At 61.1% G+C, this 22,475-nt stretch carries 23 protein-coding genes and 1 pseudogene; 11 read left to right on the top strand and 13 right to left on the bottom strand.

Annotated features, from left to right (window positions below; translation table 11 throughout):
• Window positions 1-149: 149 nt before the first annotated feature.
• Window positions 150-1,109: a LysR family transcriptional regulator gene (locus tag KX729_RS08215; RefSeq protein ID WP_025603024.1), complete on the top strand. Its 960-nt coding sequence runs from the start codon at window positions 150-152 to the stop codon at window positions 1,107-1,109.
• Here KX729_RS08215 and KX729_RS08210 read toward each other — a convergent pair.
• On the bottom strand, window positions 1,097-1,885 hold the full coding sequence (locus KX729_RS08210; RefSeq protein WP_219741962.1) for a creatininase family protein: 789 nt from the start codon (window positions 1,883-1,885) through the stop codon (window positions 1,097-1,099). The two genes, KX729_RS08215 and KX729_RS08210, sit on opposite strands and share 13 nt — an antisense overlap.
• Before the next feature lie 256 nt (window positions 1,886-2,141).
• Here KX729_RS08210 and KX729_RS08205 point away from each other — a divergent pair, with 256 nt between their 5' ends.
• Window positions 2,142-2,684, top strand: a complete 543-nt coding sequence (locus KX729_RS08205; RefSeq protein ID WP_219741961.1) for a transglutaminase-like cysteine peptidase — start codon at window positions 2,142-2,144, stop codon at window positions 2,682-2,684.
• Between the two features lie 90 nt (window positions 2,685-2,774).
• Here the strand turns inward: KX729_RS08205 and KX729_RS08200 are convergent, their stop codons facing one another.
• The gene (locus KX729_RS08200; RefSeq protein ID WP_219741960.1) at window positions 2,775-3,662 is read right to left on the bottom strand and encodes a DMT family transporter; all 888 of its coding nucleotides are present in this window, start codon (window positions 3,660-3,662) and stop codon (window positions 2,775-2,777) included.
• 310 nt (window positions 3,663-3,972) lie between these two features.
• Here KX729_RS08200 and KX729_RS08195 point away from each other — a divergent pair, with 310 nt between their 5' ends.
• The 4 genes from KX729_RS08195 to KX729_RS08180 all read left to right on the top strand — a co-directional run bounded on the left by KX729_RS08195 (window position 3,973) and on the right by KX729_RS08180 (window position 9,989).
• Window positions 3,973-5,268, top strand: a complete 1,296-nt coding sequence (locus tag KX729_RS08195; protein WP_219741959.1) for an adenylosuccinate synthase — start codon at window positions 3,973-3,975, stop codon at window positions 5,266-5,268.
• Between the two features lie 62 nt (window positions 5,269-5,330).
• Window positions 5,331-7,994, top strand: a complete 2,664-nt coding sequence (locus tag KX729_RS08190) for a hypothetical protein (RefSeq protein ID WP_219741958.1) — start codon at window positions 5,331-5,333, stop codon at window positions 7,992-7,994.
• Between the two features lie 134 nt (window positions 7,995-8,128).
• Window positions 8,129-8,518: a DUF2946 family protein gene (locus KX729_RS08185; protein ID WP_219741957.1), complete on the top strand. Its 390-nt coding sequence runs from the start codon at window positions 8,129-8,131 to the stop codon at window positions 8,516-8,518.
• 55 nt (window positions 8,519-8,573) lie between these two features.
• Window positions 8,574-9,989 carry a PepSY-associated TM helix domain-containing protein gene (locus KX729_RS08180; protein WP_219741956.1) on the top strand — a complete coding sequence of 472 codons (1,416 nt, stop codon included), beginning with the start codon at window positions 8,574-8,576 and terminating at the stop codon, window positions 9,987-9,989.
• A gap of 5 nt (window positions 9,990-9,994) precedes the next feature.
• On the opposite strand, the gene KX729_RS08175 is transcribed toward KX729_RS08180, so the two are convergent.
• The 7 genes from KX729_RS08175 to KX729_RS08145 form a co-directional block, all read right to left on the bottom strand.
• Window positions 9,995-10,378, bottom strand: coding sequence for an ACT domain-containing protein (locus KX729_RS08175; protein ID WP_219741955.1), 384 nt, complete (start codon window positions 10,376-10,378; stop codon window positions 9,995-9,997).
• Window positions 10,379-10,460: 82 nt separating this feature from the next.
• Entirely contained in the window at window positions 10,461-11,363 is a 903-nt protein-coding gene (rpoH, locus tag KX729_RS08170) for an RNA polymerase sigma factor RpoH (RefSeq protein WP_219741954.1), read from the bottom strand.
• Between the two features lie 194 nt (window positions 11,364-11,557).
• Window positions 11,558-12,343: a class I SAM-dependent methyltransferase gene (locus KX729_RS08165; protein ID WP_219741953.1), complete on the bottom strand. Its 786-nt coding sequence runs from the start codon at window positions 12,341-12,343 to the stop codon at window positions 11,558-11,560.
• A 254-nt stretch (window positions 12,344-12,597) separates the two neighbouring features.
• Window positions 12,598-12,909, bottom strand: a complete 312-nt coding sequence (locus tag KX729_RS08160; RefSeq protein WP_219741952.1) for a DUF1127 domain-containing protein — start codon at window positions 12,907-12,909, stop codon at window positions 12,598-12,600.
• A 105-nt stretch (window positions 12,910-13,014) separates the two neighbouring features.
• The gene (locus KX729_RS08155) at window positions 13,015-13,173 is read right to left on the bottom strand and encodes a hypothetical protein (RefSeq protein WP_219741951.1); all 159 of its coding nucleotides are present in this window, start codon (window positions 13,171-13,173) and stop codon (window positions 13,015-13,017) included.
• 91 nt (window positions 13,174-13,264) lie between these two features.
• Complete coding sequence (locus tag KX729_RS08150) at window positions 13,265-14,098, bottom strand: helix-turn-helix domain-containing protein (protein ID WP_219741950.1); 834 nt, start codon at window positions 14,096-14,098, stop codon at window positions 13,265-13,267.
• Between the two features lie 81 nt (window positions 14,099-14,179).
• A complete protein-coding gene (locus KX729_RS08145) occupies window positions 14,180-14,887 on the bottom strand; it encodes a helix-turn-helix transcriptional regulator (RefSeq protein ID WP_219741949.1) in 708 nt (235 codons plus the stop codon).
• Window positions 14,888-14,991: 104 nt separating this feature from the next.
• Between KX729_RS08145 and KX729_RS08140 the strand changes: the two genes are divergently transcribed.
• Window positions 14,992-15,873 carry a DMT family transporter gene (locus KX729_RS08140; protein WP_219741948.1) on the top strand — a complete coding sequence of 294 codons (882 nt, stop codon included), beginning with the start codon at window positions 14,992-14,994 and terminating at the stop codon, window positions 15,871-15,873.
• Here the strand turns inward: KX729_RS08140 and KX729_RS08135 are convergent.
• Window positions 15,870-16,895 carry an RluA family pseudouridine synthase gene (locus KX729_RS08135; RefSeq protein ID WP_219741947.1) on the bottom strand — a complete coding sequence of 342 codons (1,026 nt, stop codon included), beginning with the start codon at window positions 16,893-16,895 and terminating at the stop codon, window positions 15,870-15,872. The two genes, KX729_RS08140 and KX729_RS08135, sit on opposite strands and share 4 nt — an antisense overlap.
• Before the next feature lie 42 nt (window positions 16,896-16,937).
• Between KX729_RS08135 and KX729_RS08130 the strand changes: the two genes are divergently transcribed.
• Window positions 16,938-17,327, top strand: coding sequence for a hypothetical protein (locus KX729_RS08130; protein WP_219741946.1), 390 nt, complete (start codon window positions 16,938-16,940; stop codon window positions 17,325-17,327).
• Complete coding sequence (locus KX729_RS08125; RefSeq protein ID WP_219741945.1) at window positions 17,327-18,148, top strand: TrmH family RNA methyltransferase; 822 nt, start codon at window positions 17,327-17,329, stop codon at window positions 18,146-18,148. Before KX729_RS08130 ends, KX729_RS08125 begins: the two co-directional genes overlap by 1 nt.
• A gap of 27 nt (window positions 18,149-18,175) precedes the next feature.
• On the opposite strand, the gene KX729_RS08120 is transcribed toward KX729_RS08125, so the two are convergent.
• Window positions 18,176-19,387: a coiled-coil domain-containing protein gene (locus KX729_RS08120; protein ID WP_219741944.1), complete on the bottom strand. Its 1,212-nt coding sequence runs from the start codon at window positions 19,385-19,387 to the stop codon at window positions 18,176-18,178.
• Window positions 19,388-19,542: 155 nt separating this feature from the next.
• A pseudogene (locus KX729_RS08115) lies at window positions 19,543-20,055 on the bottom strand (DUF1134 domain-containing protein); the annotation flags it as partial.
• A 273-nt stretch (window positions 20,056-20,328) separates the two neighbouring features.
• Between KX729_RS08115 and chpT the strand changes: the two are divergent.
• Both chpT and KX729_RS08105 read left to right on the top strand, forming a co-directional pair.
• Window positions 20,329-20,976, top strand: a complete 648-nt coding sequence (gene chpT / locus KX729_RS08110; protein WP_219741943.1) for a histidine phosphotransferase ChpT — start codon at window positions 20,329-20,331, stop codon at window positions 20,974-20,976.
• Between the two features lie 133 nt (window positions 20,977-21,109).
• On the top strand, window positions 21,110-21,472 hold the full coding sequence (locus KX729_RS08105) for a response regulator (protein WP_219741942.1): 363 nt from the start codon (window positions 21,110-21,112) through the stop codon (window positions 21,470-21,472).
• 131 nt (window positions 21,473-21,603) lie between these two features.
• Here KX729_RS08105 and ctrA read toward each other — a convergent pair whose 3' ends face one another.
• Entirely contained in the window at window positions 21,604-22,305 is a 702-nt protein-coding gene (ctrA, locus tag KX729_RS08100) for a response regulator transcription factor CtrA (RefSeq protein ID WP_219741941.1), read from the bottom strand.
• Between the last annotated feature and the right edge of the window lie 170 nt (window positions 22,306-22,475).

Raw genomic sequence — 22,475 nt, 5'->3', positions numbered from 1 at the left:
GCCCTTGTTTTCTTGCATTTGTACGGTTGCGTTGCTCTTTGAAAAGCATCAAATTTCGTGCGCATTGATGCCTTTATGGCATCGCTTCAATTTTGATCTGCCAAATTGTGCGGCATGATCAAAAAATATGCAACGAGGTTCGGTTCAAAATGCTGCACTCGCGAAAGCTTCAATATATCGACGAGATCGCCCGCTGCGGTTCGATCCGCAAGGCGGCAGCGCGGCTGAACGTCGCCTCCTCGGCGATCAACCGGCAGATCCTGGCTCTGGAAGAGGAGTTGGGTGCGCCGATCTTCGAGCGCATGCCGCGTGGGTTGAAGCTGACGGCGGCGGGCGAGCTCTGCATCGAGCATATCCGTGAGGTGCTGAAGGCCTATGAGCGCACCGAGGCGCGCATCCGCGGACTGAAGATGCCGCAGGCGGGCAAGGTGTCGCTGGTCGCGACGGTCGGGCTCGCGTCCGGGCCACTTCCGGAGGTCATCGCCAATTTCGTCAGGCAGCATCCACGGGTGCGGGTACATCTGCGAAATGACGGGCCGTCCAACACGCTGCAGCCGGTACTGGCCGGCGAGGTGGATCTCGGCATCGGCTTCAATATCGCAGCGACGCCCGGAATCCGGACGCTCGCCAATTTCGACATCCCCATTGGCGCGGTACTGCCGCCGGGGCATCGCTTGGCGAAGGAGGAGGGGCCGGTCGATCTGGTCGAGGTGGCGCAGGAGCCGCTGGTGCTGGCGCAGCCCGGCACCAGTCTGCGCAATATCATCGATCTCGCCTTCTCACCGCTGTCGGTGCCGGTCGAGCCTGTGGTGGAAAGCAATGCTTCGGACATGCTGAAGAAGCTCGTAAAGTCCGGCATCGGGCTGACGCTGCTCAATCCGCTCGATGTTTTGCCGGAATGCCGGCGCGGGGAGTTGGTGTTCCGGCCGCTTGCCAATTCGCATGCCCGTCATCAGCCGATGAAGCTGTTTGCCCGGTCGCGCACCGCGCTGGACACGGCCACCAGCCTGTTTCTCGAATTCCTGCTGTCGGAGCTTGGTGCAATGGTCGCGGAACTACAGGCCAAGGGGCATGTGCCGCCGCAGCCGCGCGATATTCAGCGCGAATAGAGTTCGGAGAGGTCGAATTCCTCGAATTCGCGCAGCATCTCAATGAAGCCCGCGACCTGATGGCGGCAGATGGTTGCGCCCTTTTCCGCCGTGCCCTTGGAAGCATCGCCAACAACGCCGTTCGGGTTCAGGTCATGCGCAAGCCAGGAGAGAACATGCGGCGGGGCGGGCTGCATGAATTTCGAGCGGGTTTCGGCAATCGAGACGAAGTTCTGCGTCTTCTCCATCCGCACCAGTTCTGGCCGAAAATGCAGCATCAGCGAGGTTTCGACTTCGCCGCCATGGATGCCGTATTTCTGCTCGTGGTCGCTGATCAGGCCCGGCGGATTGCCGAAGCGGCCCCATTGCGTGCCGATCACCGCCATCTGGTGGCGAACGCGTAGCTCGCGGCCGACAATGCTCATGATATCGACATTGCCGCCATGCGAGTTGACGAAGACCAGTTTGCGAATGCCGGCTTCCGCCACCTTGGCGCCGATCGCTGTCCACATGGGTATGAGCAGTTCCGGGCCGAAGGACAGCGTGCCAGGCCCGTAGACATGCTCGTTGGCCTTGCCGATTTCCTGGGTGGGCAGGACGAGGATGTCGAGCTCTTCCGGGCGCTGCGCCTTTAGCTCGGCAATCATGCCGTTGCCGATCGCCACGTCGGTTGCGATCGGCAGGTGCGGGCCGTGCTGTTCGGTTGAGGCGATCGGCAGGATGGCGATCGTCTTTTCAGGCGAAAGATGTGCGAAATCGTAGGTGGTGAGTTCGTTCCAGTAAAACGGCTTGCCCATGCTCTCCGCACCCTTCTGTCCATATCGGCACAGGGTTAGGAGATCGGCCGCGTCTCGAAAAGCATCATTTTCCGCCCAGGGCGGTGCCTTTTTGCGTGCGCCTCGATTGCCGTCTGTGCCAAGCCGGGAAAAAATTCGATTTCAATAAAATTGCACCTTTCTGCTTAAGCGGGCCGAAAACCATCCTGCGTATGTTTGGGTCATGAAGAAACGAGGCGGCGAAAAAGTCGTCCATTTTGAAGCAGGGTGCAGTTCCATGATCAAGAAGCTTGTCATTTCGGCGGTCGTCCTGGCTGCCCTGATTTCCGCCAAGGAATCCCACGCGGCCGGCGTTGCCGGTTTCGCCCGCGGCCTGTCGTCGATGATGACGGCACAGATTCACACGTCGGATGTCCCGACGGCAAAGCCGCATGACGCGGCGAACGAAGGCGTCCTGACACTCGATTTCACCAAGCGTCGCGAACTCATGAACGTCAATGCCAATGTCAACGGCACGATGGCCGAGCTTGACGGTTATCTCGACAGCATGGCCGGCGGTTTCTCGTTGGCTCAGGCCAATGGCTGCACCGATTGCGCCGATCTGAAGCGTGACCAGCTGATCTCGCTTGGCTGGTCGGACAAGGCGATGCGCGTTGCCTATGCGGTCAACGGCGAAGGCGTCGTCGAGCGCGTCCTGGTCATCAATACCGACCGCGGCGACGTGGTCCTCGGCTCCGCTATCGAAATGCCGGCCGAACGTCTTCCGGCTGCGGCTCAAAAGAGCGCGGCACCGGCCAAGCCTGCCTTTCTCGACCTTTAAATCCCTGCGCGACTGCCCTGCGCTGGACCTGCCTCCATCGGGGCAGGCTTTGACCCGCCTTCGTTAATGGAGGCGGGCTTTTTTCGCTTTCTATTTAACTGCCGGCTTGCCCCATTCGGCGATCGCGATGCCGCCGAGCGCCAGGACCAGGGCGATCACGTGGAAGAGCTGCAGTGCCTCGCCGATGATGGCGACCGAAAGCAGGGTGCCGAAGACCGGTACGAGGTTGATGAACAGGCCCGCCCGGTTGGCGCCGATCTTTTCGACGCCGACGATATAGAGGACCTGGGCCACCAGCGAGGCGAAGAGGGCGGTGTAGATCGCCACCGTCCAGCCCGTCTGGTCCGGCCAGATCAGCCGGCCGGTCGAATATTCCCAGATGACGAGTGGAATGGAGAAGATCAGTGCGACGAGAGCAGGGATGGCCATCATCGTGCGCCAGTTGATAACCGGACGCCAGCGCAGCGCCACGGTGTAGATCGCGTATCCAACGATGGCGATCATCATGATCGCGTCGCCGATATTGACGGTCAGCGTCATCAGCGTCCGGAAATCGCCATGCACGGCTGTGAGCAGCCCACCGATGAAGGTCAGCGTGAAGCCAAGGATTTGCGCCCAAGAGACCTGCATTCTGAACAGAACAAAATTCATCACGAAGATCAGCATCGGGATGAGTACCTGCTCGACCGTGACGTTGATTGCCGTCGTATAGTTCACCGCTGTATAGAGCGCGGCATTGAAGACGACATAGCCCATGACGCCGAGGAAGACGAGGATAGGCAGGTTCTTGCGGACGACCGGCCAGTCCTTTTTGATCTGCGGCAGCGAGATCGCGAAGATGATGGCGACTGCGATGAACCAGCGCCAGAAGGTCAGCATCATCGGGCTGATATGGCCGACGGCAAGCTTGCCCGCCACCGCGTTGCCACCCCAGCAGAGAGTCGCGATGATAAGGGAAAGATAGGCTTTCTGGTGCAAGGGAAGGCCTCCGGCGCCGGCTGACAAAGCGGCGCTATGAGCTGCAGGTAGGGCGGACGGCGTCGGAAATAGCCCGCTGCTCACGCTTTTGTCACGTAAAAAGCTCCGCCAAGTCACAAACAGGTCGCTTTCCTTTGCCCAAGGCATTATAGATGCGGCCGTTTGCAGTAGGGCATTCAGCGTGTGATAGGCCCCATTGCTGAAATCGGAGTAGCGTAGCGACCGTATGTCAGATCGATATACGGGCGGTGCGCGTATGGTCGCGTGGGGCATTTGCCCACAATACAGGCCCGTAAAACAGGGATTGGATATGACGAACGTAGTCGTGGTTGGTTCGCAATGGGGTGACGAAGGCAAGGGCAAGATTGTCGACTGGCTTTCCGAACGCGCCGATGTCATCGTGCGCTATCAGGGCGGACACAATGCCGGCCATACGCTCGTCATCGACGGCGTCAGCTACAAGCTGGCACTTCTGCCCTCCGGCCTGGTGCGCGGCAAGCTCAGCGTCATCGGCAACGGCGTCGTGGTTGATCCGCACCACTTCGTCGCCGAATTGGAAAAGCTGCGTGCCCAGGGTGTTACCGTAACGCCGGAAATCCTGCGCATCGCCGACAACGCGCCGTTGATCCTGTCCCTGCACCGTGATCTCGATGGCTTCCGCGAAGACGCAGCGTCCAACAGCGGTACCAAGATCGGCACGACCCGCCGCGGCATCGGCCCGGCTTATGAAGACAAGGTTGGTCGCCGCGCGATCCGCGCCATCGATCTGGCCGATCCAGAAACCCTGCCGGCCAAGGTCGACCGTCTGCTGACCCACCACAATGCGCTGCGCCGTGGCCTCGGTCTGCCGGAAATCTCGGTCGATTCGCTGGTTGAGGAACTGACCTCCGTCGCTGACCAGATCCTCCCCTATGTCGATCAGGTCTGGCGCATTCTCGACGACCAGCGCAAGGCCGGCGCCCGCATCCTGTTCGAAGGTGCGCAGGGCGCGCTTCTCGACAACGACCACGGAACCTATCCGTTCGTCACCTCGTCCAACACGGTTGCCGGTCAGGCGGCTGCCGGTTCGGGCCTCGGCCCGACGGCAATCGGTTACGTGCTCGGCATTACCAAGGCTTACACGACCCGCGTCGGCGAAGGTCCGTTCCCGTGCGAGCTGCATGACGAGATCGGCAAGCACCTTTCGACGGTCGGCCGCGAGGTCGGCGTCAACACGGGCCGCCCGCGCCGTTGCGGCTGGTTCGATTCGGTTCTCGTGCGCCAGACGGTCAAAACCTCGGGAATTACGGGAATCGCGCTCACCAAGCTCGACGTGCTCGATGGCCTCGACGAGCTGAAAATCTGCATTGGCTACAAGCTCGACGGCAAGGAGATCGATTACCTACCGGCCAGCCAGAGCGCCCAGGCCCGCATCGAGCCGATCTACATCACGCTCGAAGGCTGGAAGGAATCGACGGTCGGCGCCCGCAAATGGGCGGATCTGCCGGCCCAGGCGATCAAATACGTTCGCCAGGTCGAGGAATTGATTGGCGCGCCTGTCGCCCTACTTTCCACAAGCCCCGAGCGGGAAGACACCATACTTGTGACCGATCCGTTTGAAGATTAAGGTTCACAATTGATTACCTATCCGGCCGGCCGTAAAAAGCCGGCCATCATGAGAAAGTGCTGATGGCTGATTTTGTTGCGGTGATCCGACGCGCGGTCGATGGTTTGTCTAACAACACGCCGGAGATGCGCGCGAAGGTTTATGACAAGGCTCGGGGTGCCGTACAGCGGCAACTCGAGAACATGAAGCCGCGCCCGCCGGAAGACATGCTCCGCCGGCAGATGGAAAAGCTCGAACAGGCCATTCTGGACGTCGAAGGCGAACATGCGGAAGCATTGCCTGCCGAAGAGGATGATGCAGCCGCTGCACAGCCTGTCGCCGAAGCCCCAGTAGACGAACCTGCTGCGGCAGCAGAGCATGATGCCCAGCCTGTCGAGGCGAGCGCACCGGAGCCCGTCGAGGCTGCGGCCGAAGAACAGCCTGTCGCCCAGCCAGAACATGTCGAGCCCGAATCCGTTCCTGCCCCGGTTGCGACCGATGCGCCGCAGGCTCCGGTGTTTCGTGAGGACGATTACCAGGAGCCGGCCAAACCTGCCGAGGCGGTTGCCGAACACTATCCCGAGACCCATGACACGGCTCCCGTTGAGGAGCCGGTGGTTTCTCACGAGGAGCAACCGGTAGAGCCTGAAGCTCCCGTTGCCGAAGACGTTGACGCCGCGCCGCAGCAATATGGCGACTGGCGCGACGACGTGCCGGAGGAAGAGCCGGTATCGGAGCCCGCCGCCGAATATCGTGAGCCAGAGCCGGAGGTTCGGCCTGAAGAGACGACGTTCCAAGCGGCCGAAGATTATCAGCAGCATGTCGAGCCGGCTCCCGCTTTTGAGCCGCAGCCCGCGCCGGTCGAAGACGATTTCCCTTATCCGACACGTGGCGAACAGGTCGCCGAGCCGGCCGCACCTGCAGCGCCGGGCGGCTGGTTCGATCTGCCGACGCCGGGCGGGGCACCGCAGCCTGTCGAACCCGCCAAGCCGGTGGAAGAGCAGCTGTACGACGCACCTGCAAGGCCGATCCAGACCAGACCGGTCGAAGCAAAGCCTGTCGAAGATTGGGGCTGGGATACGCCGGCCGTAGCTCCGGCCCAACAGGCGCATGCCGCAGCCGTGTGGGACGACGTACCGGAACTGGTTCCGACCGGCCCGGTCGAACCTGTCCATCACGGCGCCAAGGCCGAAGGCATCGATGCGCATTTCGACACGGAAACCCATGTCAGCGCCGATGCGGTGCGCATGCCCGCCGTTTCCGAGCTGCCCGATCTCCCGCCAACGACCCCTGCTGCTGCCGCTGCGGTCGTTGCCGTAGACCCGTTTGCGGATCTGCTCGATCAGCACACGGTGGTATCAGCGGAGCGCAAGCAGGTTGATGATATCCTGTCGCCCGCTGCCGCTCCTGAAAAGAAGGCGCCGGCCGACGACAATCCCTGGGGTGACCTCGAGGAGCTGATCGGTTTCAACAAGGATGGTCAGGCCGCCGGTGGCGCGCGTAGCGCATTGCATACCGATGCGGATGCCGACGATCTGATGCATGCACCGGCCAAACCCTACCGGGTCACACCTGTGCGCAAGCGCAATTATGCGGGGATCATTCTGGCGGTTGTCGGCCTCGCCGTGCTTGGCGGTGGCGGTTATGCCGTTTGGCTGAACCGCGATTCGCTGAACGACATGGTCGACGGGCTGATCGAATCGAGCCTGTCCGCCGGCAGCCAGACGGCGCAGCAGGCTCCGGCGCCGGCAAATCCGCGTCCGAACACTCCGGCCCCGGCCGCCAATACGCCTTCGACGCCGGCAACGCCTACGAATCCGGCCACCCCTCCGCGCAACAATACGGCGAGCAACACGCCTGCGCCTGCCTCCGGCGGGCCACGCCCGGCAGATGGCGCGACCGCGAACACCAAGTTCACGCAGCGGCTGATGGCGGACGGCAGCGAAACCGACAGCGGCCCGGGCTCGGCCGGCAATCTGGCGCAGAACGCGGAAGGCCAGTCGGTCGCACAGCTCAATTCTCCGCCCGGAACGCCACAGGCTCAGCCGGCTGCACCTGCTACGCCCGCACCGGGCGCCACGGCCCCGGTAACGCCTGCTCCGACCACACCTGCTCCGGCAACACCCGCTCCGGGTGCGGCCAATACGCCTGCACCGTCTCAGACGCCGGCCACGACGCCTGCCGTCGCGGGCGAAAAGATGTTTCTCTACGAAGAGCGCATCGGCCAGACTGCGCCGACGGCGATCGACGGTTCAGTGTCCTGGTCGCTGCAGCGCGAGCAGGCCGCCAATGGCAAGCAGGAACCGGTCATCCAAGGCCGCATCACCATTCCGGGCCGCGGCCTGACGGCACTGGTGACGGTGAAGCGCAACAGCGATCCCTCGCTGCCGGCGAGCCATCTGATCGAGATCGTTTTCGCCGTTCCGCCGGATTTCGAAGGCGGCGCCATCGATAGCGTGCAGCGCATTGCGATGAAATCAACCGAACAGGATCGCGGCACCGCACTGATCGCCGTGCCGGCAAAGATCACCGATGATTTCCACATGATCGCGCTTAACGACTTCCCGGATGCACGCGCGACCAATCTGGATCTTTTGCGTACCCGCAGCTGGATGGATATTCCGGTTGCGTATCGCAATGGTCGCCGAGCGCTCCTGACCCTTCAAAAGGGGACTGAGGGCGAACGGGTGTTCAATGACGCGATCCGCGAATGGGGCACGCTCGGCCCGACTGCCAGCGGCCAGTAAATCTCCTGGATCTTTCCGATCTTGAAATCCGCCGTCGAATTCGCCGGCGGATTTTTTGTGTGTTTCGCGCTGTCTTCCCGGGGCCGGCCAGAATGTCGCGTTGACACTTCCCGCACCGGACGCGAATGAGGGACATGCGCTTTTTCCGGCAGATCATTGCGGACATGACGAGCGGCGGCCTGCTTGCCGCCGTGATCGCCGTCATGCTGCTTTTGCAGGGCGCGATCGGCGGTTATGCGCAGGCAGCGACGGCGGCCGACGATCCCGGTGTCATCTGCTCCTTGCATGGGACGGAGACCGGGTCGCATAAGCAGACGGATGGCAGTGAAAGGCGCGATTGCTGCCTGACCGCGTGCCGGATCGCTGCGGCATTCACGGCGACGCTGCCGGCTAAGAGCCCGGCCATCGTTTCCCGTCTGCCGGTCGTTTCTGACGTTCTCGGCATTCCGCCCGGCGACTTCGTCTCGCCGCATCGGCTGGGGCTGGCGCGAGATGCGCGTGGCCCACCACCCGTTTCCCTCTGACACGTTTTTCAGACCGGCCTCACGCCGGCTCAATCCTGTCATTGCGGAGATCTCCATGACCGTTTCCAGCGGCACGGCAAAACCGTCGCCAGTTTCCACCGACGCATCCTCATTCCGGTTGCTGATCACCAGGCTGCATTTTTATGTCGGCCTGTTCATCGGCCCCTTCATCTTTGTCGCCGCTTTGAGCGGCACGCTTTATGTGCTGACGCCGCAGATCGAAAGCTGGCTCTATCGGGAGCAGCTGCAGGCCAGGACTACGGGCGAGGCCCGGCCGCTTGCCGACCAGCTTGATGCCGCACGAGCGTTTATCGGCTCCGGTCCGAAATTCTTCGCCATCCGCCCGGCTCCCGAAGAGGGGCGTACGACGATGGTGATGTTCAGCCAGGCGGGCCTGAAGGAATCGGAGAGCCGCGCCATTTTCGTTGATCCTGCCTCACTGGCGATCCAGGGCGATCTGATTGCCTATGGCACGAGCGGTATCCTGCCGTTCCGCACGATGCTGGACTATCTGCATCGCAACCTGCTGCTCGGCAATATCGGCCGGAACTATAGCGAGCTCGCGGCCTCGTGGCTGTGGGTCGCGGTTCTGGGCGGGGTGGCCCTGTGGTTCTGGCAGCGGCGCTTGGTGCGTCCGGCAAAAACGAAGCAGGCGGCGGCGAAGCGGCTGCATAGCCTGATCGGACTGTGGATCGGGCTTGGCCTGCTCTTTCTCTCGGCAACGGGACTGACGTGGTCGCGTTTTGCCGGGGATCATATCGACCGGTTCCGCAGCGAGGTCGGCTGGGTGACGCCGTCCGTTTCATTGTCGCTTGGTCCGGCACCGGATACGGCGCCGATGGGCGAACATGCAGAGCATCAGGCAGGTGCGGAACATGGCGGCATGGTGATGCAGATGCCGGAGCCGGAGATATTCGCAAAAGCCGATGCCGTTCTTGCCAGCGCCCGCGCCGGTGGCATCGATTCCGGCATGGTCGAGGTGCGACCGCCAAAGGCAGCCGGTCAGGCCTGGACGGTGCGCGAATACGACCGGCAATGGCCGACGCAGGTGGATACGGTGGCGGTCGATCCGGGCACGATGGCAATCACCAGCCGGGCGGATTTCGAAACCTTCCCGATTATCGCCAAGCTGATCCGCTGGGGCATCGATGCGCATATGGGTATTCTGTTCGGCGTGGTGAACCAGATCGTCATGGCGGGGCTCGGCATTTCGCTGATGGCGATGATCGCCTATGGCTACCGGCTCTGGTGGCTGCGCCGCCCGGCGCCGGGCAGCGCGCCGAGATCGCTGATCCGGGCCTGGTCCTATCTTTCACCGCGCGGCAAGACGGTTTCCGTCATCATTGCCGCGGTTTTCGGGCTTTTGCTGCCGCTGATGGGCGTCAGCCTGATCGCTTTCGTGCTGGCCGATCTGGTTCGCTGGGGGCTTTCCGGCCTGATGGACAGTGGGCAGGCAAAACCCGCCCGCTGACGGTCTCAGATCAGCGTATGGCCCGCGGCGGCGAGCAGTTCGTCGGCGCGGGCCTTGTCCGCCGTCTTCACCAGCAGATAGTCGGTATCGAAGGTCGAAACCGCGAAGATGCCGATCTCGTTTTCCGATAGCGGCCGGATGACGGAAAGCAGGATGCCCGTCTCGTCGAAGGCGAAAGGCCCCTGGAATTTGTAGCAGGTCCAGCCACCGTCATGCTTGACGTCGGCGGGTATGCGTTCCGCCCGGCAAACGACCGAAAGCTCTTCGTCGCTGCGGCTGATACTGACGAAGCCTGCGCCATCCGCCCAGACGGGAATGGCGGCATCATGGGCCATTCGGGCAATGGCGTAATTGCCCTCGAGTTGCTTAATGGTGACGTGTGCTGCCATTGGCTTTCCCCTGTTCTAGCCCTGTCAGATAAAGAAAAGGGGCCGCCAAGGCAGCCCCTTTCGATCATTTCATTCGAGCCGATTATGCATCGACGACGCGCAGTGCCTTCGCCTGGGCCAGCGCTTCGTTCTGCACGGCTTCCTGCACCTTTTCGAAGGCGCGGACTTCGATCTGGCGGACGCGCTCGCGGCTGATGTCGAATTCCGACGAAAGTTCTTCCAGCGTCACCGGCTCGTCCGAGAGGCGGCGGGCTTCGAAGATGCGGCGTTCGCGCTCGTTCAAGACGCTCAGCGCCTTGGAGAGCATGCGGCGGCGGGTATCCAGTTCGTCCTGCTCGATCAGCACGTCTTCCTGGCTGTCGTGGTCGTCCACCAGCCAATCCTGCCACTGGCCGGATTCGCCTTCGGTGGCGCGGATCGGCGCGTTCAGCGAAGCGTCGCCCGACAGGCGGCGGTTCATGGAAACCACTTCCTCCTCGGAGACGTTCAGCTTGGTGGCGATTTCCGTCACCTGATCCGGCTTCAGATCACCTTCGTCGATCGCCTGGATCTTGCCCTTGAGGCGGCGCAGGTTGAAGAAGAGGCGCTTCTGGTTGGCCGTCGTGCCCATCTTCACCAGTGACCACGACCGCAGGATATATTCCTGGATCGAGGCCTTGATCCACCACATGGCGTATGTTGCCAAGCGGAAGCCGCGTTCGGCATCGAATTTCTTGACGGCCTGCATCAGGCCGACGTTACCTTCAGAGACGACTTCGCCGATCGGCAGGCCATAACCGCGATAACCCATGGCGATCTTCGCCACGAGACGCAGATGGCTCGTTACCAGCTTATGGGCAGCGTCGCGGTCACCATGCTCGGCATAACGCTTTGCGAGCATGTATTCCTGCTGCGGCTCCAGCATCGGGAACTTGCGGATCTCGTCGAGATAACGATTGAGGCCGGCTTCGCCGGCAGTAATGGAAGGCAGATTGTTGCGGGCCATAAAGCACCCCTTTCCGAACGTTGTCGGCTCCCTCTGGTATCAGCTTTTACAGGCTTAAGGCGAACCGTGCTGGCGCGGATCATTTCCGATCCCGCACCGAGCCATGTGACAGATAAGTACGGCAGAACAGTGATTCAAGGGATCACAGGTTTGTTATACCATTACGTATCTGTAATATTCGGCCTGCCTTGAAATCAACGATAGACGCGTTCCGAAAAGGCCCGCATGCCCGACCGCACCATCAGCTCATAGACCATGCGCCGGCTGATCGGATTGTGCAATCGCGCCACTTTCGAGCCAAGGAATTCGGTTTCCACATGGTCGAAAGCCATGAGGTCCGGAGCCTCGGCGATCGCCCGGTAATAGAAGTCGTGGAATTCCCGGCGGCAGACATAGGTCTTGTATTTCGTCATGCAGAAAGTGGCAAACGTATCCTTCCGTTCGCGCAGGAAATCCGAGACGCCGACGGTGACTTCCGGCCAGGCGGGATTGAACGTGTCGTCGAAGGCGATGATGCCGTGGTCGGCCAGCGTATCGGTCGCCAGCGCGCCGTCTGAGATGACGTGATGCAGCATGTGGCCGCCATCAATGCTGAAAAAGCGGGTACGGCCGATCTTGTCGGTGATCGCATTGGGCAAAAGCCTTGTGCTGTCGCCCTTGATGATCAGTTCCTCATCGACAGGCAGACCGAGGCGCCGGCCGTTCTCGAGGAAGCTCTCATACTGGTCCGGCGCATCGTCCGGCTTGTCGTCCATATCGAACAGATCGATCGCCAATACCTTGTCTTGGCCGTTGCAGACTTTCTTGAACAGGAAGTATGAGCGTCCATAGAACACTCCGATCTCAGCCACGCCTCCAGCCAATCCGTTTTCCTGCTGCGCTTGCAGAAGGGACAAAAAGACCAGCGCATCGGGCGGGTCGATATAACCTTCGACAGTCTGCAGATCTTGAAAAATGAATTTGCGGAAATTTGAATTCATATCCTGCGCTTCCTCAGTGCTTGCTTCGAAAGAAATGGGCTTCCATTCGAAATGAGTGGGCGGAACGGGATCAAGAAAAAAACGATCCCCAGCCGGTCTGAACTTCGTTCATGGGTGTTTCATTTTGCATTGCAGCAAGTAAGACAAATCGAGCAAAAGTTTGGCGGCCGCCTAAACTGTCCGATTTCACGGAAATTCTGACTTTCGATCGGATTCAACTTAACCTCGTCTCGGTGGGTTGGTTCCCGAATTTGTCAGAGGCATTTCCGTTCAAGACCATGCGAGGCGTTAAGGCGATGCTGGCTGTGATCTGCGTAAGCCTGGCTTCGCGAAACGCCGATGTCCTTCAACTGATCGTCGCTAAGCTCCAGCAGCGCATTGCGGTTGCTGCGCTGGCGCAGTTTTCTCAGCAACAATAGGGCGATGCGGCCGAAGATAGAGCGTGGCACGACCGGCACCAAGACCTTGTTTTCACGAGCCTTGATGGTCGGGGCAAGCGGCAGCTCGATGGCAAAGTCGCAGCGTTCCGAAGTACGGTCGAAGACCGCCCGGTTCTCATTCTTCATTGGAATATCTCCTTGGATGATGCCTGCCGATCAACATGTCGGCGGCTGAGGGCAGGGCGGGCGGCGATGCGCCCGCCCTGCTGGTGTCACTCGATTACCGAGCGCTCAATTGCCGATGGGCTGGGAGCGGGTGGCCGATTCGGCCTCACGCAGCTTCTCGGCGCATTCCTCGCAGCAGACTTCGACGGTCTTGCCGCCGATCGTTACTTCGATGCGGTTTTCGTCGAGTTCGTAATCGCAGGCGGCGCAGGTATTCTCTTTCATGATGTCATCTCCCGTGTTGAGGTTACGAGGAGAGAGAACCACGGAGGCGGCCTGCACCGCTGTCAGAATCTTTAGCGACTTTCGAGGGGAGCTATCTCAAACCCGCAAAACGCTGAAATTCCGCCGGCGTGCGGCCATAGGCCTGCCGGAAGGCGGAGGAGAAATGGCTGTGGCTGGAAAAGCCGAGTTCGAGGCCAAGCTGGGTGAGGTCGTCATAGCTGCCGAGCAAATCGAGCGCGCGGGCGAGGCGCAGGCGCAGCTGGTAACGATAAAGCGGCGTGCCTTCGACCTGCTGGAAGACCTGGGTGAGATAGACCGGCGAAACGCCGGCCTCCTTGGCGATCTCCGCAAGCGTCCAGCGGCGGGCGAGATCGGAAGACAGCGCGAGCTTGGCGCGATCGACAAGCTTCTGACGACCGGCGCTGGCGGTCGCGGCGCGCGCCGTCCTTATGCCGACGGAACGGCGGACCAGCATCATCGCCAGCGTCTCGGCTTCCAGGGGTTCTGCCGCTCCACGCATCAGGCCATGGCGGATGAGCGCGACAAGTGCCTGAGCGCGGGCGTCGATCAAAAGCCGCTGTTTGTTGAAGACGAAGCGCGAGCCTTTCGGGTTGCGGTGTTCATTTGGAACGAGCTCTTCCAGCATGGCATCGGGCACATCGATGCTGAGGCAGGAATCGCCGCCTTCGACGGGGTGGCTGATCTGGTAGCCCTGGTCGCTGTTGAAGAAGACGACCTGATTGGCTTCGGCCACCGTGTCGTCGCTGCCGACATGACGCATGAACACGCCGCGATAGGGAAAGACGAGGCTCGTTGCATGCGAACATTCCTCGCCGCTGCGATGCCGGCAGGCGCCGTCGCAGACGACGTCACGCACCTGGATCAGGTCGGTGTCGAGCAATGTCTGGCAGGTGAACTGGCTCATGCGGGCCTCGTCGGTTGCGATCCTCTATAGCCCATAGGACGATCGTTCACTAGATGTTCCGACATGCCGGAATCGATTTCTTCAATGCGAAGTCGCAAAGCGCGGGTCGTCGAAGAGGGCGCGGGATACCCGCCAGGATTTGCGCAACGGAGCGCTCTCGCCCTTGAACGTGCTGTCGAGCGGTTCGCAGGCTTCTATACGGTCATGACGGAAATGGCGAAAGTCCTGGCGCAATTCGCAGAAGGTCGCCAGCAGGACGCCTTCGATATAATAGATAACCGCGATCGGCCGGACGATGCGCGTAGTGCTGATGCCTTCTCCGTTGCGATAGGAGAGTTTCAGCTTGCGCTCCTCGCGGATGGCGCGGCGGAGCACGCGAAGGTCGACGGTCGCGTCCGGGATCGCGTGCCACGGCGAGACGAGGAGGTGGGTTTCGTCGATCGGCGGCTCATGGGCGGGGCGGATCGCACCGATCTTGGCCATGACGGTGCCGCCTGCCTCTCGCAAACTTGTGTCTCCAGTCCGGGCAATCAGCGACAGGCCGACGGTGATGGCTTCGATCTCTTCTGGCGTGAACATCAGTGGTGGCAGGTCAAAGCCGCTGCGCATCACATAACCGATGCCGGCTGCGCCTTCGATCGGTACGCGGGCGGACTGAAGCGCGGCTATATCCCGGTAGACGGTGCGCTTCGTCACCTCCAGCCGGGCGGCGATATGGTCGGCCGTCAGCGGTGCGTGGGCGGCGCGCAAAAGCTGGACGATTTCGAACATTCGGCCGGAATTCGGCATGTCGCAGGCCTCCAATTGCGCCCCAACTCAACACTGTTGACAGGATGTTGTCAGCAGCAATCTGATAGGTCCTGTTTCTAAACATCCTGTTCCGCGAGAATCCCATGAAGCTGTCGCCCTATGTCACCGGCCTCGCGCTGGTCCTTGTCTCCACGATCATTCTCAGCACGGCCGGGCTGATGGCGCGCATGGTTTCACTCGACAGCGCAACGATCGTCGTATGGCGCGGGCTGGCGGGCGGTGTGGCACTGTTTTTCGTGCTGTTTGCATCCTCGTCCCGGCGCAGCCTGACGGCGCTTGCCAATCTTGGTCTGCCGGGACTGGCTGTGGCGGTCCTGACCGCGATCGGTATGACCTTCTTCATCATCGCCTTGCAGACGACGAGCGTGGCGCATGTCTCGATCATCTTCGCCACCTGTCCGTTCGTCGCGGCGGGGCTGGGGTTGCTGATGCTGGGAGAGCGGCCGCATCGCGGCGCCGTCATCACCAGCATCGTTGCTCTGGCCGGCGTAGTGGTCATGGTTGGCATCGGCGAGGCCGGCGGTCTGTTCGGTGATCTGATGGCGCTGCTGATGACATTCTGCATCGCGCTGACCACCGTGTTGGTGCGGCGTTATCCGGAACAGCCGGTGCTGATTTCCGCCGGGCTGGCGGCGTTTCTCAGTGCGATGGTTGCGCTGCCCTTTGCCTCGCCCTTCACCGCCTCCGGGCATGATATCGCTATCGTCACCTCTTTCGGGGTGGCGGGCTTTGCGCTCGGCATCGGCCTGCTGCTGCATGGGGCAAAGCTTTTGCCGCCCGTGGAGACGGCATTGATCGGCGCGCTCGATGCGCCGCTCGCACCCCTCTGGGTCTGGCTGCTCCTCGGCGAACGGCTGGACAGGGCAACGGTGATCGGCGGCACGGTCGTCATGGCCGCTGTGGTCTTCCACGTGCTGGCGGATCTCAGGCGGCGCGATGCCGTCGCGAGGGCTGCGCGAAGTTAAGCGCGCAGCGCCTCGATCAGCTTTTCCAGATCTTCCGGCATTTCGGCTTCGAACTCCATCACCTCACCGGTGCGGGGATGTTCGAAGGCGAGGAGGAAGGCATGCAGCGCCTGCCTTGAGAAGCGGTTGACGACCCTTTTTGCCTCTTCGGGCAGGCGGTTGGCCTTGGTCTTGAAGCCCGCCGAATAATCCGGATCGCCGATCAGAGGATTGCCGACATGAGCCATGTGGACGCGGATCTGGTGCGTGCGGCCGGTTTCCAGGCGGCATTCGATCAGCGAGGCGAGTGACGTGGCATCGGGCGCCTCGTGGAAACGCTCCAGCACCTCGTAATGGGTGATGGCCTCGCGGGCATCTTCGCTGTTCTCACGCTTCACGGTGCGCTTGGTGCGATCGGCGCCGGAGCGGCCGAGCGGTGCGTCGATCGTGCCGCGCAGCGTGCTCGGGCGGCCCCAGACGACGGCCTGGTAGGCGCGTTCCAGCGGGCCGGTGCGGCCATGGTCGGCGAACTGGTCGGCGAGGTGGCGGTGAGCGATGTCGTTCTTGGCGACGACCATCACACCGCTCGTTTCCTTGTCGAGCCGATGGACGATGCCCGGTCGCTTGACGCCGCCGATGCCGGAGAGGCTGTCACCGCAATGGTAGATCAGAGCGTTGACCAGTGTGCCGTGCCAGTTGCCGGCGGCCGGATGCACGACGAGGCCCGCAGGCTTGGCGACGACGATGAGATCGCTGTCTTCGTAAAGCACTTCGAGCGGGATGTTTTCACCCTTCGGCTGCGGGTCTTCCGGTTCGGGAAGGTCGAGCTCGATCCTGTCGCCGACATTAACCTTTTTCTTCGGCTCGATCATCACCTTGCCGTTCAGCGTCAGGGCACCCTGTTCGATAAGCGCCTTGATGCGACTGCGCGAAAATTCGCCGTCGAAAACCGAGGTGATCCACGCGTCGATCCGGCCTTCGGCGTCTTCGCCGGCGGTCAGGACTTTCCTCTCGCGCTCGTTCTCGTTAAAGGGTTCGTTCATTCAATCATTCCGATAGCAATCCGAAAAACCAAGGACGCCCCCATGCCCCAACCCGAAGTCGAGGAAAAGGAAGAGCCGCTTGATCCGGCAATGGAGAGAATCCGCCGGAAAATGGTGCTTCTGCAGCTCGTTTCGGGCGGTATCTTGTTCGTCTGCTTTATGGCTGTCCTCGCAGCGGTTGTCTACAAGGTCTCGCTGCGGCCTTCCGAACCGGCCGCGACGATTGCCACGAATGGCGGCTTTGCCGTCCCGTCCGGCCAGCCGCTTGCGGTAACGGCCCAGCTGCCGGCCGGCTTTACCGTGCAGTTCGTTTCCACTTCGGGCGGCCAGATCACCTTCTTCGGCCAGCTGAACGGCGGTCAAAAAGTGCTGGTATTCGATATCGCCGCCGGCCGCATCGTTGCCGACGTCACGGTCGCGATCCCGAAATAATGGCACCGGTCCGCATCAACGACGCGGACGACCCGCGGATCGCCGAGTTCCGGTCGATCCGCGAGCGCGACCTGACCGGCCGGGAAGGCCGGTTCATCGCCGAAGGAACCGTGGTGCTGCGCATGCTCGCCGCAGCACATCGGCGGGGCGGGGGTTTCGTGGCGGAAAAGCTGCTGCTGCTCGAGAACCGGGTGGCGGGGCTTTCCGAAATCCTTTCAGAATTCTCCGAAGATATCCCGGTCTATGTCGCTTCCAGTTCTGTTCTCGACGAGATCGCCGGCTTCCATTTGCATCGCGGCGTATTGGCCGTTGGCCAGCGCCGTCGGGAGCGGACGGCGGTCGAGCTTATTGCTGATCTGCCGCTTAAGGCGCTGGTGGTCGCTGCCTTCGGCATTTCCAACCACGACAATATAGGCTCGATCTTTCGCAATGCTGCGGCCTTCGGTGCCGATGCCGTGCTGCTCGACCAGTCCTGTTGCGATCCACTCTACCGCAAAGCACTGCGCGTCTCCGTCGGATCGGTGCTTTCCGTTCCCTATGTGCGAAACGGATCGACTGCGGAGATCCTTTCGGGGCTGACGGAAGCAGGTTTTTCGATCTGGGGGCTGTCTCCGGCAGGGGCGGTGGAAATCCGCAACGTGCCGGCGTCCGACCGCATGGTCCTGATCACCGGAACGGAAGGCGAGGGATTGCCGGCGGATATCCTTGCCCGGATCCAGACCGCACGCATTGCGCAGGCGCCCGGTCTCGACAGCCTTAATGCGGCGACTGCGACGGGGATCGCGCTTTATGAGATAGCGATGGCGCAGGGACGTCTTTAGACGCCCGTCGGATTTAAGCGCTGTAGTTTATCGGACGCTTTCCTGCGCTTCAGCCAACGTTTTCTTGGATTTCGCAGCGAGGCTTTCGCGCTTGCCGCTTGCCGATTTGCCGGAGAGAATTTTGTGGATCGGTGAGGACTTGCCTTCGAGAGACGCCGTCATCGCCACCATGTTGGCCGCAATTGCCGCCATTTCCTGGCGGATGGCGTCGTCGTTGCCGCTTTCGCCGGCAAGCAGTTGCTCGGACAGGGCAGCCGCGCGGGCATGCGCATCGTCGGCAAGCATAGTGACCTGCGGCCCTGCATCCGGGAGACCGGCAAGACGTGGCGGCGGTGACGCTTCCGGCTGAATTGGCAGTTCGCGCAGGTTGATATCCTCGGGCGTGATCTTCTTGCGGGAGATACTCTTCATGCCAGGCCGGGCAAGCGTCGTATCCCGCAGCACCCGGCTTGCATCCCGCGCTTCGGCATTGGCAGTTTTCAGCTTGTCGCGCAAGCGGGCGATTTCCTGCAGACGGCGCTCCAGGGTGGTCTCGCGGTCCGCCCGGTCGGCGATTTCACGCGACAGCTTGTCTTCCAGACGATGCAGGCGGTTTTCTTCCTGCTGCAGGCGAACCTCGGCATCCTTGGCGCGGGCGGTCAGCAACCGCACGTCGTTACGCAGCGTGTCACGCTCATCGCGCAAGGCCGAAATGCGGAATTTCAGGTTCTCGGCCTCGGTGCCGTGGGTGGAGAGGTCGATGCGGAAATTGTCCGCTTCCGACATCATCAGCATCTGCCGTTTCTGCAGGCCGTCGATCTCCATTTCCTTGGAGGCGATGTTCTCTTCCGTCTGTTCCAGCGCTGCCTTGAGCTGCTGGATGTATCCGTCTTCCTGCCTGAGACGCGAGCGGGATTCAGCCGCCTCGGTATCCATCGTGTCGATCTGCGCCTGCAGATCGGTGTTTTCGCTCTGCAGCCGCCGCGCTTCTTCGGCGAGCGCGTCGTTCTTGAGCTGAAGGGAGACGGCCTTGTCCTTCTCCTGCACCAGCTCCTGTTTGGTGCGGGCGTTCTCGGCGGCATAGACGGCGCGGGCCATGTCGCGCTGGGCGCGTACTTCCTGCGGGCTGATCGGCAGCGTCGCTTTGATGCGGTTTTCGGTATAACGAACGACGCGATGATGGATCGCCGGCGCGACGAGCATCGCGAACAGAGCGGCGCTCAGGAAACCCAGGCCGAACAGGAGAGCAAATTCGATCACGACGACGCCGTTTCACTGGGATGGGAATATGTCTGCTTTTTAAGCATGAGCGCATGCAAGCGGCAAGCGCCGCATGGCGAAATGACAGTTAAGTCGCGCGATATGGTAAAATGCATCGGGTCCCCTCCGTTGCCCGGAGAGGATAATGTCCGATCTCAGAAAGGGTTCCAGGTGGGTGACTGGGTGAGCTTCAGGTAGCCCACATTGATGCCGAGGCGCGCACCGAGGCCGGTGCGGATCGGCACAAGGATGACGTTGTTGTTGCGCAGCACGGTCATGCCGACGCCGGCGACCACGAAAGCCGAGCCCGAGACGCCGCCGAAACGGGCATAGAGGCTGTTTACCGAGGGGAGGTCGTAGACCAGCATCATGGCGCGGGTGCCCTGGCCGCCGTAATCGATGCCGAGCGAAGGACCCTGCCAGAAGACCGGATGCTGGCCGGCATTCTTCGTATAAAGCTCGCCCTCGCCATAGGTGAGGCCGGCGATGAATGCGCCCGAACCCTCCTGTCCCAGGATATAACCGTTCGGCAGGCCGTATTTCGAAAATGCGTTCTCGACGACCTTGGCGAGCCCACCGCTGGTCGAGCCGAAGAATCCGTGACCGGCATCGACGATTTCCTGCGCCGAATACTGGTTCGCACCCTGTTGGGCTGCGGCAGGAGCGGCGAAGAAGGTCGCGGTTGCGATCACTGCAAACATCGTCGCGCAGAAGCGTGCGAAGGCGGAATACGTGTGGATGCGCATAGTCAGACCCATCGATTGTATCATCCAGAACCATGCCTTTCGCATCATGCTTAAGGCTCCCTCATTTTGCGGGTATGGTCTTAACAATCGGTTTACCAAATATGGTGTCATTATGGCCGCGGATGTTCCACCATCTCCACGCAATGTTAGCGTGGTATGCGAAATCAGGCGCTATTCGCGAAACAGGAGACATGAATGCCGAAGAACCCGAACCTTACCCTTGCCGGGCCGGATCTCGCGGCGCTTCTGTGCAGCAGGGTCTGCCATGACGTGATCTCCCCGGTCGGTGCGATCAACAACGGTCTCGAGCTCCTCGACGAGGGCGCTGCCGACAGCGATGCACTCGACCTGATTCGCACTTCGGCGCTCAATGCTTCGGTCCGCCTCAAGTTCGCCCGGCTTGCTTTCGGGGCCTCCGGCTCGGTCGGCGCCTCAATCGATACCGGCGAGGCCGAAAAAGCCGCCATGGACTTTGCCGCTGCGGAGAAGAAGACCGAAGTGACCTGGAGCGGTCCGCGGGCGATCATCCCGAAAAACCGCGTCAAGCTGCTGCTCAATCTCTTCCTCGTCGCTTATGCCGGCATTCCGCGTGGCGGCTCCGTCGAAGTGGTGCTGGAAAATCCGGAATACGACGCGAAGTTCACGCTTACCGTGAAGGGCCGGATGATGCGCGTACCGGCCAAGTTCGTCGAGATCGCCAACGGCACGCTGGAAGAGCCGATCGATGCCCATTCGATCCAGCCCTACTATACGGTTCTCCTGGCCGAAGAATGCGGCATGGACCTGAAACATGTTGTGTCCGAAGACAAGATCGTCTTCATTGCGGAAACGGTCGCCGCCTGATCTTTGGTGATATCTTGAAGTTGGCCTCGGAACACCGAGGCCTGCTTTGTTTAGGTAACCATTCATTAGCGCACTCCCCCTAATGTGAAATTCCTGGTCCCGAGAGGGGCGGCTGGCATCAAGGGGGAACGCGATGCAGCGGTTGATGATCGCCGACGGTTCGGATGTCGTTCGAAAAGTGGGCAAGCGTATTCTGTCGGAACTGGGTTTCGTGGTCGTGGAGGCCGCAAGCGCGCAGGAAGCTGTATCACGCTGCCGCGCCGAAATTCCCGGACTGCTGATCGTCGACGCCGCTCTCGAGGGTGCTCTCGACCTGATCGCCCAGGTGCGCGCCATGCCGAACGGCAAGGGCGTGCGGATTTTCTACTGCGTGATCGAGGCCGATCTGAAGAAGATGATGGTCGGTAAGCGCGCCGGTGCCGACGATTTTCTGCTGAAGCCGTTCGACCGCAAGATCCTGACTTCCGTTTTTGCCGGACTTGCACAGGCGGCTTGAACCCCAATCACCGGACGGATTGACTGCGGCAGCATCGGCTGCCGTTTTTTATTGAGCCCTATATTTTGCGCAAAACAAAACGCCCGCCGGGATGACCAGACGGGCGTTTTTGATAAGGGGAGGGCGGCAGATCAGGCGGTTTCGGCGAGCTCGGCGCCATCCGGCTCGCGCAGCACGTAGCCACGGCCCCAGACGGTTTCGATGTAGTTGGCGCCGCCGGCAGCATTTGCGAGCTTCTTGCGCAGCTTGCAGATGAAAACGTCGATAATCTTCAGTTCTGGCTCGTCCATGCCACCGTAAAGGTGGTTCAGGAACATCTCCTTGGTAAGGGTCGTACCCTTGCGGAGCGAGAGGAGCTCCAGCATCTGGTATTCCTTGCCCGTCAGGTGGACCCGCTGGCCGCCGACTTCGACGGTCTTGGCGTCGAGGTTAACGATCAGTTCGCCGGTGACGATGATCGACTGGGCATGGCCCTTCGAACGACGCACGATGGCGTGGATACGGGCAACCAGTTCGTCCTTGTGGAACGGCTTGGTCATGTAGTCGTCGGCGCCAAAGCCGAGACCACGGACCTTGTCTTCGATGCCGGCCATACCCGAGAGGATAAGGATCGGCGTCTTGACCTTCGAAAGTCTCAGAGTGCGGAGCACTTCATAACCCGACATGTCGGGGAGATTGAGGTCGAGAAGAATGATATCGTAGTCGTACAGTTTACCAAGATCGACGCCTTCCTCACCGAGATCGGTGGTGTAGACGTTGAAGCTTTCCGATTTCAGCATCAGCTCGATGGACTGGGCCGTCGCGCTGTCATCTTCGATGAGTAGAACCCGCATATTTTTCCCCTTTACCGCCGCGTAAGGTTTTTTTGCCCCCTTACTCGATACGGATCCAGACTGTGCCTGATTTGGAAGCTGCCACTAAATGGTTAACAAATTATGAGCAAGCCTGACAAGGTGCATCATTTCGTTAAGCAAAATTAGTATCAACCTGTTTTCTTTTGAGG

The sequence above is a fragment of the Neorhizobium populisoli genome (assembly GCF_019430945.1).
In the GTDB taxonomy this organism is placed as follows: Bacteria; Pseudomonadota; Alphaproteobacteria; order Rhizobiales; family Rhizobiaceae; genus Neorhizobium; species Neorhizobium populisoli.
The sequence above is the reverse complement of the archived record's forward strand: the minus strand, read 5'-3'. Positions and strand labels throughout refer to the sequence as shown.